Below are 12,843 nucleotides of genomic sequence, written 5' to 3'. Positions count from 1 at the left end.
GCTTCTGAATCGGTCAAGAAAGCAGGTTGGGGCGGTGCGGGGCGTCCTCGTCGAAGGTGTTCACCATGAAGCTCGCCGCCCGCTCCAGGTACTCCCACAGCGGCTGCTCCAGCTCGGGGGAGAGCTGCAGCGAGTCCACCGCCACCCGCATGTGGGCCACCCAGTGGTCGCGCATCCGGGGGGTGACGGCGAAGGGCGCGTGCCGCATCCGCAGCCTCGGGTGCCCGCGCTGCTCGTGGTAGGTGGTGGGCCCGCCCCAGTACTGCTCGAGGAACATCCGCAGCCGCTCCTCGGCCGGGCCGAGGTCGGCCTCGGGGTACATCGGGCGCATCAGCTCGTCCTGGGCCACCTGCTGGTAGAAGACCCGGGCCAGCTGCGCGAACGCCTCGTGCCCGCCGATGGCCTCGTAGTAGCTCGTCTCGTCACTCATCGCCGTCCATTGTGCCCCGCACCCGGTAGCGCACGTGGTCGGAGACGACTCCGGCGGAGGCCTGCGCAGGCCGTCCCGTCGTCGTCTCCGACCACTCTCCCTGCGGGGCCACCCTCAGGCGAAGGCGGCCCAGTCGATCTCGGGGCCGTCGCCGTGGTCGGGGACGGGGAGCCGGGTGCCGCCCTGGCGCGCCGACTCCATCGCCACGATCCCCGGCAGGTTGAACCGGGCGGCCAGCCAGGCGTTCACCGGCGGCTGGGTGCGGCGGGTGACGGCGCGGACGAAGTCGTCGGCCAGGAAGTGGTGGGCGCCCTCGTGGCCGTTGTGGGCGCCGTCGAACTCCCGCGGCAGCCGGCTGCGGTCCTGCACCTTGGCGGTGCCGGAGGAGAAGCTGTGCAGCAGGTCGGGGTCGATGCCCTCCCGCAGCTCCTCCGGGACGTGCTCGGTGCGGGTGTGGAACAGGTCGGAGATGTCGAGCAGCTCCTTGCGGTTGCTCCACGTGGCCGAGGCCGAGTGCTGCTCGAGCACGCCGTCGGTGCCGTAGAAGCGGAAGCGGGACTCGTGGACGTGGGAGGGGTGGCCCACCCGGCGGAACTCGTTGATGCGCATCACGCCGCCGTCGGCCAGCTGCATGTGTGCGCTCATGTTGGACCACTCGTTGTCGAACATCGACACCTCACGGTCGAAGACGCCGTCGCCGCGGTCGTCGACCACGCCGATGCAGCTGACGCTGGTGGCGTGGGTCGGCCAGGCGCCCAGCACGCCGCCCACGGAGTGGGTCGGGTACTGCATCGGCGGGTAGCTGGCGGTCGGCTTCCAGTTCTCGCCGCCGCTGAACTGGTAGGCGGCGTAGAAGCCGTTGTCCATGTCGTGCACGTAGTCGCCCTCGGCGTAGAAGAGCCGGCCGAAGTCGCCCTCGGCCAGCCGCTGCCGGGCGTGCACCACGGCCGGGTTGTAGTAGGACGTCTCGCCGAGCATGTACACCTGCCCGCTGCGCTCCACCTGGGCGACGACCGCCGCGACCTCTTCGGCGGTGTAGGCCATCGGCACCGCGGAGTAGACGTGCTTGCCGGCGGCCAGCGCCTGCAGCACCAGCGGGGCGTGCAGCCAGCGCTGGGTGAACACGGCGATGGCGTCGACGTCGGAGGCCAGCGCGGCGTCGGCGTCGGGCAGCGTGCCGGCCAGCCCGTACCGCTCGGCCATGGCCTCCGCCCGCTCGGGCAGCAGGTCGGTGATGTGGACCGAGGTGACGTCGGGGTGGAGCTGCCAGAGGCCGGCGAAGCTGCCGGCGAACTGACCAGCACCGATGATGGCGATCTTCACGGGGGATCCGTCCTGGGAAGGGGTCTAGGGGCGCCACCACGCTAGTGGAGGTGCCCCGGAGCGACCAGCGCCCGGGTGCTTGGATGGGCAGTGGCCGGTCGAGGGTCGACCGGAGGAACGAGGATCAGCATGGCAACCACACGCACCGCGCAGACCGTCTGGCAGGGCTCGTTGATGGAGGGCTCGGGCACCGTCGAGCTGCAGTCGTCCGGGGTCGGCACCTTCGACGTGAGCTGGCCGTCGCGGGCCGAGCAGCCCGGCGGCAAGACCAGCCCCGAGGAGCTCATCGCCGCCGCCCACTCCTCCTGCTTCTCGATGGCGCTGTCCAACGGGCTGGCCAAGGCCGGCAACCCGCCCACCACGCTGAACACCACCGCCGAGGTCACCTTCAAGCCCGGCACCGGCATCACCCAGATCGCGATCACCGTCGTCGGCACCGTCGACGGCCTGAGCGAGGAGCAGTTCGTCGCCGCGGCCGAGGACGCCAAGGCCAACTGCCCTGTGTCCCAGGCGCTGCAGGCCGTGCCGATCTCGCTCGAGGCCCGGCTGGGCTGACGCCCCGCAGCACCCCGGAGGTGCCCGGTCGGCCGCGTGCGCGCGCCGACCGGGCGGGCCCAGACGGCCGGGAGGTCAGCGTGCCGGGCTGGCGGTCAGCGCCGCGGTCTCGGTCCACTCGCCCTCCGGCAGCCAGCTCGGCTCCCGGCCGGGGAGGTGGAGCCGGGCCCGCGACCCGGGCGGGACGGTCACCGTCACGGTGAGCACGTCGTCGCTGCGCCGCCACGCCGCTCCGAGCCGGCCGTGCGGGCCCTGGTAGTGGAAGGCGGCGGAGTCCACGGGCACCTGACCCGGCTCGACCGCGAACTCGCGCCAGCCGGGGGCGAGCAGCCGCACCCCGGCGACGGAGTCGTAGAGCCAGGCCGCCATGGCGCCCATGAAGTAGTGGTCCAGCGAGCGCGACTCGTCGCCCCACATCTCCAGCATGGTGGTGTGGCCGGCGAGCATCCAGGCTCCCCAGCCCGGTGCGGTCCGCTGCGTCGCCACCTCCAGCGCCAGGTCGGCGTGGCCGTGGGCGGTCAGCACGCCGAACAGCTCCGACAGCCCCAGGCAGCCGGCGTCGTGGTGGGCGCCCCGCTCACGCAGGTCGGCGGCCAGCCGGTCGACCACGCGCTGCACCTGGTCGGTCGGGGTGATCCCCATGGCCACCGGCAGCACGTTGGTGGTCTGCCGGTAGGCCGGTTCCCGCTCGCTGGTGTAGCAGCCCCGCTCGCGGTCCAGGAAGACCTCGTCGACCGCACGGGCCAGCGACGCCGCGGCGCGCCGGAGCCGGGTCACCTGGTCCGACCCGTCGGGGTCGCTCCAGCCGACGCGCTCGATCAGGTCGGCGGTCAGCGTCAGGGCCCGGTACAGGTAGCAGCTCGCGGCCATCCGTAGGTCGTCGCGGCTCGGTGTGCCCCGTTCGCCGGGGGCCAGGTAGTCGCCGAGGACGCCGCTGCTCAGCCCCTCGGAGGAGAGCCGGCCGAGCTCGTGGTCGAGGTAGCGCAGCACGTGCGGCAGGTGCCGGCCGGCCAGCTCGGGCAGGTCGTACCAGTGGACCAGGCGCTCGAGCAGGTACGGGTAGAGGGTCGTCCACTCCGGTGCGGGGCCAGCTCCTGGTAGCCCCAGCCGGGGCTGGGCACGACCACGGGGATGAGGCCGTCGGCGCGCTGGCTGTCGGCCATGTCGTCCAGCCACTTGGCGAGCAGCCGTGACAGGTCGAACTGGCTCATCATCGCCCTGGCGGCCACGTGGGCGTCGCCGGTCCAGCCGTTCTTCTCGTAGACGGGGGTGTCGGTGGGGACGTGGTGCAGGTTGTTGCGGACCGTGAGCCGCATGGCGGAGTCGATCCAGCTCAGCACCGGGTCGCTGCAGGAGAAGGTGCTGGCCACCGCGACGTCGTTGTGGGCGTGGCGGGCGCGCAACGACACCGTGGTGGGGTCGTCGACCCCGTCCAGCTGCAGGTAGCGGAACCCCTTGTAGGAGAACCGCGGCTCCCAGCTGAGCGGCTCGCCGCTGGTGATCAGCTGGTCGACGTTGAACCGCTCGGAGTGGACCAGGTCGCTCTCGGCCACCACCGTGCCGTCGCCGGCGAGCTTCTCCCCGAAGCGCAACGAGACGGTCGTCCCGGCGGGCAGCCCGGCGCCGACGCCGAGCTCGGCCCAGCCGGCCAGCATGGTGTCGAACTCCGCGACCAGCGGACGTCCCGAGCCACGCCCGCCGTGCCACCGCGCGACGTCGTGGCTGGCGACCACCCGCACCGGTTCGTGACGCTGCGGCACCAGCCGTCCGGCCGGGGGTGCCACCAGCTGCACGGCCGCCCAGTCCGCGTCGTCGAAGCCCGGTTCGTCCCAACCGGCCGGGACGGCGCGCGCGTCGAAGGTCTCGCCCTCGTAGTAGGAGTCGAAGAGCGTCGGGCCGGCCCGCCAGCGCCACTGCGGTCCGGAGGACACCACGTCGACCAGCTCACCGGCGGAGTCCAGCAGCTCCAGCTGCAGCAGCAGCTTGCGGGGCCCGCGCCAGGGCGCCTGCTCCCAGCGCCACACGTTCGGCGTGGTCATGGCGTAGAAGCCACGGCCCAGCTCCACGCCCAGGGCGTGCCGCCCGGCCGTCAGCTCCAGCTGGTAGGTGGAGTAGAGGACCCGTCTGTCGTAGGCGGTCAGCCCGGACTCCAGCCGGGCGTCGGTGACGGGACGGCCGTCGAGGCTGGTGCGGTGCAGGCCGAGTCCGGCGACGTGCAGCCGCGCCGAGCGGACCCGCTCGTCGCACGTGAGCTCGCAGCGCAGCAGCGGGGCCGCGGGGTCGTCGGTGCCGTCGCTGATCCAGTCGCCCTGCCACCCGACCTCGGCGACCGGCGGCGGCGCGGCGGTCTCGGGCGGGCGGGTCGGTCCGGGGTGCATGGCTGTTCCTCCTGGGGCGGTGGGGCAGGGGGTCTGCGGGTCGGCGGGCGGCCCGGCTCAGCCCTTGACCCCGGTGAGGGTGATGCCCTCGATGAAGGTGCGCTGGGCGAAGAAGAACAGCACGACGACCGGGACGACGGTCAGCGTGCTGACCGCCATCAGGGGCCCGAACTCGCTGCTGTACTCGCCCTTGAAGAAGTTGAGGCCGAGGGAGATGGTGTAGAGCCGGGAGTCGGAGAGGTAGATGAGCGGGCCCAGGAAGTCGTTCCAGGAGGCGAGGAACTGGAACAGGCCCACGGCGACCAGCGCCGGCTTCACCAGCGGCAGGATGACCCGGACGAAGATCTGCCACTCGTTGGCGCCGTCGATCCGCGCGCTCTCCGACAGCTCCTTGGGCAGCGACATCAGGAACTGGCGGAGCAGGAAGATGTAGATCGGCACGCCGAGGAACTGCGGCAGCACCAGCGGCACCCAGGTGTTGGTGAGCCCGAGCGTCCGGTAGATCTCGAAGACCGGCAGCATGGTCACGTAGAAGGGGATCATGGTGGTGGCCAGGATGATGACGAACAGCACCGTCCGCCCCCGCCACTCGATCCGGGCCAGGCCGTAGCCCACCATCGCCGAGGAGGCGACCGCACCGACCACGGACAGCAGGCAGATGACGGCGGTGTTGAGGAAGTAGCGGGCCAGCGGGAACAGCTGCGCCGCCTGGGTGAAGTTGTCGAAGGTGATCTGGTCCGGCCACCACACCGTGGGCGTCGCGTTGAGGTCCGCGGCGGTCTTGAACGCACCGGTGACCATCCACGCCAGCGGGATGAGGAAGACGACCGAGAGCCCGATCAGCACGGCGTGCTTGGCCAGCGCGGTGAGCAGCCAGGTCCAGGGCCGGGGCCGGCGCACCGACGCCGGCGGGTCGGTGGCGAGGGTGCGCTCGTCGCGCGGGGGCTCGACGGTGGCGCCCGCCAGCGCCGTCTCGGTGCCGGCCATCAGCTGCCTCCGTAGTAGACGCGCCGGCCGACGGTGCGGAAGAGGACCAGCGCCACCGCCGCGGCCACCAGGAACAGCACCCACGCCATCGCGCTGGCGTAGCCGGTCTTGAAGAAGTAGAAGATGTTCTGGTACAGGTACAGGCCCGCCACCATGGTCGAGCCGGCGGGACCACCGGTGCCGTCGGTCAGCACGAACACCTCGGTGAAGTACTGGAACCCCGCGATGACCCCCGTGACCAGCGCGAAGAGCAGGTGCGGGGACATGAACGGCAGCGTCACGTTGCGGAAGCGGGAGAAGGCGTCGGCGCCGTCGATCCGGGCCTGCTCGTACAGCTGGGCGGGGACGTCCTGCACCCCCGCGAGCAGGATCACCATCAGGCTGCCGACCCCCCACACCGCCACGACGACGAGCGCCGGCTTGGCCCAGTCCGGGTCGGAGAGCCAGGAGGGACCGGTGATGCCGACGGTCCCCAGCAGGGAGTTGAGCACCCCGTGCTGGGGGTTGAAGACGTAGGACCACACCACCGCGCTGGCCACCAGGGGCACGATGGAGGGCAGGAAGAAGAGCACCCGGTAGACCGAGCGGCCGCGCACCCGCATGTTGAGCAGCAGGGCCAGCACGAGGGCGAAGGCGATGCTCAGCGGCAGCGACCAGCCGAGGATGAACACGGTGTTGCCGAGGGCCTGCCAGAACGCCCCGTCGGTGAGGAGGTCGCGGTAGTTCTGCAGCCCGACGAAGCGCCCGTCGGTCATCATCGTCGACGTCGTCAGGCTCTGCTGGAAGGAGCGGGCGACCGGGTAGACGGTCAGCAGCAGGATGCCCAGGATGGCCGGGGAGCAGAAGAGCAGCCCCCACCGCTGGTTGGAGCGCTGCAGCCGGCTGCGTCCGGGGCGCGGGCGGGGCCTCGCGGCGGCCGGAGGGCTGCTCGGTGCGGTCTTCTCCACGCTGCTCACCTGTCGTCTCACCCCACCCGCTCGAACCGGTCGGCCTCACGGTTCGTGAGGTCCTTCACCTGCCTCATCGCCGCCTCCGGGCTGGCCCGGCCGTAGACGGCGAGCTCGACCTTCTCCTCCAGCCGCTGGTTGTAGAAGTTGTTCACCGTGATCAGCGGCCGGGTGTGGACCATCGACGTCAGGCTCTGGTGGTAGATGCCGGCGACGGGGTCGTCGGCGATGGTCTGGTTGACCGCGGCGGCGGCGTAGCCCACCGGGAAGCCGATGTTCTCCCACTGCGCCCTGGTGCCCTCGTCGCTGACGGCCAGCCACCGCAGGAACTGCCACGCCGCCTCGGGGTGGGCGGCCGACTGCGGGATGAACCCGGACCAGCCACCCAGCCACGCCCCCTCGCCGGGCTGGGAGGCACCGGGTCCCTGGTAGGGCAGCAGCGTCGCGCCGACCTCCATGTCCGGGTTGAGCTGCAGGATCTCCAGCAGGTTGGGCGTCACCAGGCAGGACATCCCGATGTTGCCGGTGGAGAAGGGGTGGGCAGACAGCGACGGCGGGGCGACCGAGACCGCGTCCGGGCCGCCGACCCGCTCCGCCGAGCGGGTCATCCAGGACAGCGCGGCCACGACGTGCTCGTCGTCGGGGGTGACCTGGTTCGTGCCCGGCTGCCAGAACGAGCCGCCGAAGGAGTAGCCCCAGGTGAGCAGGGAGTTCGCCCCGCCGTACTGCTCCCAGGGCAGGATCCCGACCCGGGTGGCCCGCCCGCCCTCGATCCGGTCGATCTCGCCGGCGCAGGCGTCCACCTCCTCGATGGTGCGGGGCGGCCTCTCGGGATCGAGCCCGCACTCCTCGAACAGCGTCTTGTTCCAGAAGAAGGGGAAGTTCGCGTCCGCGTCCCAGGTCATCGACCACACCCGGTCCTGGTACACCATGCTCGCCGCGCACGCGGGGAAGAAGTCCTCCAGCGACAGCCCGTCCGCCTCGAAGTACGGCGTCAGGTCGGTCATCATCCCCAGCCGGGTCCAGGCCGGCGCCACCGACGCGTCGCAGAAGGCCACGTCGGGGGCCTGGCCCCCGGCGAGGGCCGTCAGCAGCTTCTGGGGCACGCCGGTGCCCTCGCCCGAGGAGGGCGCGAAGGTCACCCGGACGGCGATCTCGTCCTGCTGCTCCTCGAAGGCCGTCGCGCACTGCACGATGCCGGCCCCGACGTCGGCACCGAAGTTGTTGTAGATCTCGATCTCGGTCCGGCGCCCGGTGGCCGGCTCCTTGTTCGGACGCAGCTCCACCGCGTCGCGGCCCGACGGCACCACCGCGCAGCCACCTGCCAGGCCCGCCAGTCCCAGCCCGCCGGTGAGCGCGAGCAGCGTGCGGCGTGGCAGCGGACGGGTCGTCAGCGGGCTGCGCGGAACCGGCGTCATCGGATCCTTCCTGCCCGTCGTCGTCGACGGGCGGACGCGTCGCACGCTCCCGACCCGTGGGGGGAGAGCGTCGCGCCGGGGGTGGGCGGTGCTCCCAACCTGCCGCAGCCCGGGTCGGCTGCGCGAGGGGAGATCCTGTGGGAAAAGTCGAGGATCCTGCTGCCGGGCTAGGCGTCCGCGCCGCCGCGCGCCGGGTCCAGCCGGTCCTGGCGGTAGCGGACGGGGGTCGTCCCGACCAGCTGGCGGAAGCGGGTGGAGAAGTAGGGCGGCTCGCTGAAGCCCACCGCGCGGGCTATCTCGGCGACCGGTCGGCGGGTGTGCTCCAGCAGCATCCGGCCGCGGGCGATCCGCTGCTGCTCCAGGTAGCGGGCCGGTGAGGTCCCCACCTGGGCGGCGAACAGGTGCGCGAAGCGCGAGGGGGAGAGGTGGGCGACCTCGGCCAGGGCCGGTACCGACAGCGGCTCGGCGAGGTGCTGGTCCAGGTGCTCCAGCACCCGCAGGATCCGCGGGTCCAGGGGGGCGGAGCGGCTGTTGGCGGTGTCGCACAGCAGCAGCACGAGCTCCAGGGCGTTCATCGCGAAGAGGTCGGCCCGCGGCTGGGAGGAGCGGTACCAGAAGGCGGCCGCCGACCAGCTGGGCAGCATCCGCTGCTCGACCTCCTCGTCGAGCACCAGCCGGCCCACCCCGGGCGCCGCCTCCGGCCAGTCCAGCAGCACCGCCCACTCCGGCCGCGGGTGGAAGTGGGAGAACTCGATCTGCCAGTGCTGCAGCTGCTCCTCCACGCCGTAGTCGTGCGGGGTGCCGGGGCTGATCAGGGTGGCCGTGCCGGGCTCTGCGAACAGCTCCACCCCGCCGGGCAGCCGGAGCCGGCCGCGGCCGGCCCGGGTGTGCAGCAGCAGCCAGTCGGAGGTGCCCCGCGGGCGGAGCACCCGGTAGCCCGTCGACTCCGTCAGGCTGCCCACGGTGAGCCGGTGGACCTGCGGGGTCATGGTCAACGGTGCACGCACAGCAGGATCTTGAACGAGGTGAGGGCTCCTGTCCATGGTGGTCGGGGTCGACGCCGCCCAGCATGGAGACATGACCACCCCCATCGAGACCACCACCATCGAGACCACCACCATCGAGGCCACCACCATCGAGGCCAGCACCATCGAGACCAGCGCAACCACGGCCCCCGACCGCTACGAGGAGCTCGGCGTCGTCCACGTGCGGGGCCTGCTCCCCGCCGAGGAGGTCGCCGCCATCCGCACCGCCTTCATGCGCCAGGTCGAGGCCGACCGCTCACTCGCCCACGACGACCACGTGGCTGCCGACGACGTCCTCAGCCGCTACCCGCGCTTCGTCCACCCCCACCGGCTCACCGGCACCGAGATCGGCCGGATCTCGCGCCGGCTGATGCTCGACCGTCGCATCTGGGACGTGGTCGAGTCGCTGATCGGCCCGGCCCTGGCCGCGCAGTCCATGTTCTACTTCAAGCCGCCGACCGCCCGGGGTCAGGCGCTGCACCAGGACAACGCCTTCCTGCAGGCCCACCCCGAGACCTGCCTGGCGGCCTGGATCGCGGTGGACGACTGCGACGCCGGCAACGGTGCGCTGCGGGTCGTGCCGGGTTCGCACCGGATCCAGCTGCTGTGCCTGGAGCCGGCAGACGAGACGCTGTCCTTCACCAGCGCCCAGGTCCCCGTCCCCGGGGACGTGGAGATCCTGCAGACCGAGATGCGCGCCGGAGACGTGCTGTTCTTCCACGGCAGCCTGGTCCACGGCTCGCACCCCAACACCAGCACCGACCGGTTCCGCCGCTCGCTCATCTTCCACTACGTCCCCCGGGCCTCCCAGGAGATCGCGGCCTTCTACGACCCGCTGCTCACCGCCGACGGCCAGGAGGTCAGCATCGCCGCCGCCGCCGACGGCGGGGCCTGCGGGGACGGCTGGGTGGGCGGGCCCCACTGAGCCGTCAGCGGCGGAAGGTGGGCCGCCCCTGCCAGAAGGTGGCCTCGACCGGGTCGGGGAGCTCGCGACCGGCGTAGGGGTTGTTGCGGGACAGCGAGAACGAGTCCGCCGGGTCGACGATCGTCCGCCGGGTCGGGTCGACCAGCACCAGGTTCGCGGGCTCGCCCACGGCCAGCGGACGTCCCTGCTCGGCCAGCCCCGCGATCCGCGCCGGCGTGGCCGACATCCGCTCCACCAGGTCCGACCAGGACAGCAGCCCCGGCTCCACCATGGTCTCCACCAGCACCCCGAGGGCCGTCTCCAGCCCGAGCATGCCGAAGGCGGCGTCGGCGAAGGCGTGCTCCTTGTCGTGGCGGGCGTGCGGGGCGTGGTCGGTGCCCACCGCGTCGATCGTGCCGTCGGCCAGCCCCTGACGCAGCGCCTGCACGTGCTCGTCGGGACGCAGCGGCGGGTTCACCTTGAACACCGGGTCGTAGCCGAGGACGGCATCGGTGGTCAGCAGCAGGTGGTGCGGGGTGACCTCCGCGGTGACGGCGATGCCCTGGGCCTTGGCCCACCGCAGCACCTCCACCGTCTCGGCGGTGGAGACGTGGCAGACGTGCAGCCGGGACCGGGTCAGCCGGGCCAGCTGGACGTCGCGGGCCACGACCGTCGACTCGGCCACCGCCGGCCAGCCGCCGAGCCCCAGCCGACCCGACACCTCGCCCTCGTGGCAGCAGGCGTCCGGTCCGGCGAGCCGGGGGTCCTGGGCGTGCTGGGCGACGACGCCGTCGAAGGCGCGGACGTACTCCAGCGCCCGGCGCATCAGCCGCGAGTCGTGGACGCAGCTGCCGTCGTCGGAGAACACCCGGACGGCCGCCGACGAGCGCGCCATCAGCCCCAGCTCGGCCAGCTGCTCCCCGGCCAGGCCCTTGGTGACCGCACCCACCGGGACGACCTGCGCGGCACCGTCGCGTCGGCCCAGCGCGGCGACGTGCTCGGCGGCCTCCGCGGTGTCGGTGACCGGGTTGGTGTTGGCCATCGCCAGCACCGCGGTGTAGCCGCCGCGGGCCGCGGCCAGGGTGCCGGTGCGGACGGTCTCGGCGTCCTCGCGGCCCGGCTCGCGCAGGTGGGTGTGCAGGTCGACCAGACCGGGCAGCGCCAGCAGCCCGTCGGCGTCCAGGGTCTCCACCCCGGCCGGCGCCGAGGCCGGGTCGGCCAGCCGTCCGCCGGCCAGCAGCAGGTCCGTGCGGCGACCGTCGGCCAGCCGGGCCCCGGTGATCAGCAGGGTCGGGTGGGTCACGCGGTCGTTCCCTTCGACGGGCCCGCGGCAGCGTCCTCGTCGCTGCCGCCGAGCAGGTGGTACAGCACGCTCATCCGCACCGCCACCCCGGAGGCCACCTGGTCCAGCACCAGCGAGGCCGCGCTGTCGGCGGCGTCGGCGGAGATCTCCAGACCCCGGTTCATCGGCCCCGGGTGGGCGATGGCAGCCCCCGGCTTCATCCGGGCCAGCCGGTCGCGGGTCAGGCCGTAGCCGACGGTGTACTCGCGCGGGGTGGGGAAGTAGCCGCCCGACATCCGCTCGCGCTGCACCCGCAGCATCATCAGCACGTCGGCGGACTCCACCACCGGGTCCAGGTCGGTGCAGACCTCGGCCGGCCAGCTGTCCACCCCCGAGGGCAGCAGCGTCGGCGGCGCCACCAGCACCACCCGGGCGCCCAGGGTGCGCAGCAGCAGCACGTTGCTGCGCGCCACCCGGGAGTGGGTGAGGTCGCCGACGACGGCGACGGTCTTGTCGGCCCAGCTGAACCCGGGGTCGGCGGCGCGGAAGTGGCGGCGCATCGCGTAGGCGTCCAGCAGCGCCTGGGTGGGGTGCTCGTGGGTGCCGTCGCCGGCGTTGACGACGTGGGCGTCGACCCACTGGGAGGCCTGCAGCGGCGCACCGGAGGCCATGTGGCGGATGACCAGGGCGTCCACGCCCATCGCGGCCACGGTCAGCACCGTGTCGCGCAGCGACTCGCCCTTGGACACCGAGGAGCCTTTGGCGGAGATGTTGATGACGTCGGCCGAGAGCCACTTGCCGGCCAGCTCGAAGGAGGAGCGGGTGCGGGTGGAGTCCTCGAAGAAGAGGTTGACCACCGTCCGCCCGCGCAGCGCCGGCAGCTTCTTGACCGGCCGGCTCTGCACCGCCGACATCTCCTCGGCCAGGTCCAGGATGCTGGCGACCTCGTCCACCGAGAGGTCGGCGGCCGACAGCAGGTGCCGCTTCACCGCGAGCCCTCCGCCTGCGAGTCCTCCGCCCGCGAGCCCTCCAGGACCCGCGAGATGGTGACGTCGTCCACGCCGTCGATCTCCTCCAGTCGCACCTGCACCCTCTCGTGGCTCGCCGTCGGCAGGTTCTTGCCCACGTGGTCGGCCCGCACCGGCACCTGCCGGTGCCCCCGGTCGACCAGCACCGCCAGCCGGACGGCGGCCGGGCGGCCCAGGTCCGACAGCGCGTCCAGGGCGGCCACCACCGTCCGCCCGGAGTACAGCACGTCGTCGACCAGCACCACCACGGCGCCGTCGATCTCGGCCGGCAGCACCGTGCGGCCGACCGGCCGGGTGGGCTGGGTGCGCAGGTCGTCGCGGTACATCGTCACGTCCAGCTGCCCGACCGGCACCGGGTGCCCCTCGACGTCGGCCATCAGGCCCGCCAGCCGCCGGGCCAGCGGGACGCCGCGGGTCGGGATGCCCAGCACCACCAGGTCGCGGGCGCCGTGGTTGGCCTCCAGCACCTGGTGGGCCATGCGGGTCAGCGTCCGGCTCATCTCGGCGGCGTCGATCACCACCCGGCCCGTCGCCGGGTCTGGGGTTCGCGGCACTGTGCTCCCTGG

At 72.7% G+C, this 12,843-nt stretch carries 13 protein-coding genes; 2 read left to right on the top strand and 11 right to left on the bottom strand.

Going from position 1 to position 12,843, the window contains the following annotated elements:
• Positions 1 to 13: 13 nt before the first annotated feature.
• Positions 14 to 430: a globin gene (locus GC722_RS16865; protein WP_156611907.1), complete on the bottom strand. Its 417-nt coding sequence runs from the start codon at positions 428 to 430 to the stop codon at positions 14 to 16.
• A 114-nt stretch (positions 431 to 544) separates the two neighbouring features.
• Complete coding sequence (locus GC722_RS16860) at positions 545 to 1,753, bottom strand: Gfo/Idh/MocA family protein (RefSeq protein ID WP_331714998.1); 1,209 nt, start codon at positions 1,751 to 1,753, stop codon at positions 545 to 547.
• Positions 1,754 to 1,882: 129 nt separating this feature from the next.
• Here GC722_RS16860 and GC722_RS16855 point away from each other — a divergent pair, with 129 nt between their 5' ends.
• Complete coding sequence (locus GC722_RS16855) at positions 1,883 to 2,308, top strand: OsmC family protein (protein ID WP_156611906.1); 426 nt, start codon at positions 1,883 to 1,885, stop codon at positions 2,306 to 2,308.
• Between the two features lie 75 nt (positions 2,309 to 2,383).
• On the opposite strand, the gene GC722_RS19050 is transcribed toward GC722_RS16855, so the two are convergent.
• The 6 genes from GC722_RS19050 to GC722_RS16825 all read right to left on the bottom strand — a co-directional run bounded on the left by GC722_RS19050 (position 2,384) and on the right by GC722_RS16825 (position 9,027).
• Positions 2,384 to 3,349: an alpha-L-rhamnosidase-related protein gene (locus GC722_RS19050; RefSeq protein WP_269449957.1), complete on the bottom strand. Its 966-nt coding sequence runs from the start codon at positions 3,347 to 3,349 to the stop codon at positions 2,384 to 2,386.
• On the bottom strand, positions 3,247 to 4,686 hold the full coding sequence (locus tag GC722_RS18725) for a family 78 glycoside hydrolase catalytic domain (protein WP_156611904.1): 1,440 nt from the start codon (positions 4,684 to 4,686) through the stop codon (positions 3,247 to 3,249). The genes GC722_RS19050 and GC722_RS18725 overlap by 103 nt, the downstream gene beginning before the upstream one ends.
• A gap of 57 nt (positions 4,687 to 4,743) precedes the next feature.
• Positions 4,744 to 5,673: a carbohydrate ABC transporter permease gene (locus GC722_RS16840; RefSeq protein ID WP_156611903.1), complete on the bottom strand. Its 930-nt coding sequence runs from the start codon at positions 5,671 to 5,673 to the stop codon at positions 4,744 to 4,746.
• Positions 5,673 to 6,620 (bottom strand): carbohydrate ABC transporter permease, encoded by a 948-nt coding sequence (locus GC722_RS16835; RefSeq protein ID WP_331714997.1) that lies wholly within the window; start codon positions 6,618 to 6,620, stop codon positions 5,673 to 5,675. Before GC722_RS16835 ends, GC722_RS16840 begins: the two co-directional genes overlap by 1 nt.
• Positions 6,621 to 6,637: 17 nt before the next feature.
• Positions 6,638 to 8,038 (bottom strand): ABC transporter substrate-binding protein, encoded by a 1,401-nt coding sequence (locus GC722_RS16830; protein ID WP_156611902.1) that lies wholly within the window; start codon positions 8,036 to 8,038, stop codon positions 6,638 to 6,640.
• 167 nt (positions 8,039 to 8,205) lie between these two features.
• Complete coding sequence (locus GC722_RS16825; protein ID WP_197430240.1) at positions 8,206 to 9,027, bottom strand: helix-turn-helix domain-containing protein; 822 nt, start codon at positions 9,025 to 9,027, stop codon at positions 8,206 to 8,208.
• An 88-nt stretch (positions 9,028 to 9,115) separates the two neighbouring features.
• Between GC722_RS16825 and GC722_RS16820 the strand changes: the two genes are divergently transcribed.
• Positions 9,116 to 9,988, top strand: a complete 873-nt coding sequence (locus tag GC722_RS16820; protein WP_156611900.1) for a phytanoyl-CoA dioxygenase family protein — start codon at positions 9,116 to 9,118, stop codon at positions 9,986 to 9,988.
• 4 nt (positions 9,989 to 9,992) lie between these two features.
• On the opposite strand, the gene GC722_RS16815 is transcribed toward GC722_RS16820, so the two are convergent.
• From GC722_RS16815 to pyrR, 3 genes are read right to left on the bottom strand one after another with little or no spacing between them, the layout of a single operon-like run.
• Positions 9,993 to 11,270, bottom strand: a complete 1,278-nt coding sequence (locus tag GC722_RS16815) for a dihydroorotase (RefSeq protein ID WP_331714996.1) — start codon at positions 11,268 to 11,270, stop codon at positions 9,993 to 9,995.
• A complete protein-coding gene (locus tag GC722_RS16810) occupies positions 11,267 to 12,238 on the bottom strand; it encodes an aspartate carbamoyltransferase catalytic subunit (RefSeq protein WP_331714995.1) in 972 nt (323 codons plus the stop codon). The genes GC722_RS16815 and GC722_RS16810 overlap by 4 nt, the downstream gene beginning before the upstream one ends.
• Complete coding sequence (gene pyrR / locus GC722_RS16805) at positions 12,235 to 12,831, bottom strand: bifunctional pyr operon transcriptional regulator/uracil phosphoribosyltransferase PyrR (protein WP_331714994.1); 597 nt, start codon at positions 12,829 to 12,831, stop codon at positions 12,235 to 12,237. Before pyrR ends, GC722_RS16810 begins: the two co-directional genes overlap by 4 nt.
• Between the last annotated feature and the right edge of the window lie 12 nt (positions 12,832 to 12,843).

This window comes from Auraticoccus cholistanensis (assembly GCF_009742705.1).
In the GTDB taxonomy this organism is placed as follows: Bacteria; Actinomycetota; Actinomycetes; order Propionibacteriales; family Propionibacteriaceae; genus Auraticoccus; species Auraticoccus cholistanensis.
This window is presented reverse-complemented; position numbering and strand designations above follow the sequence as displayed.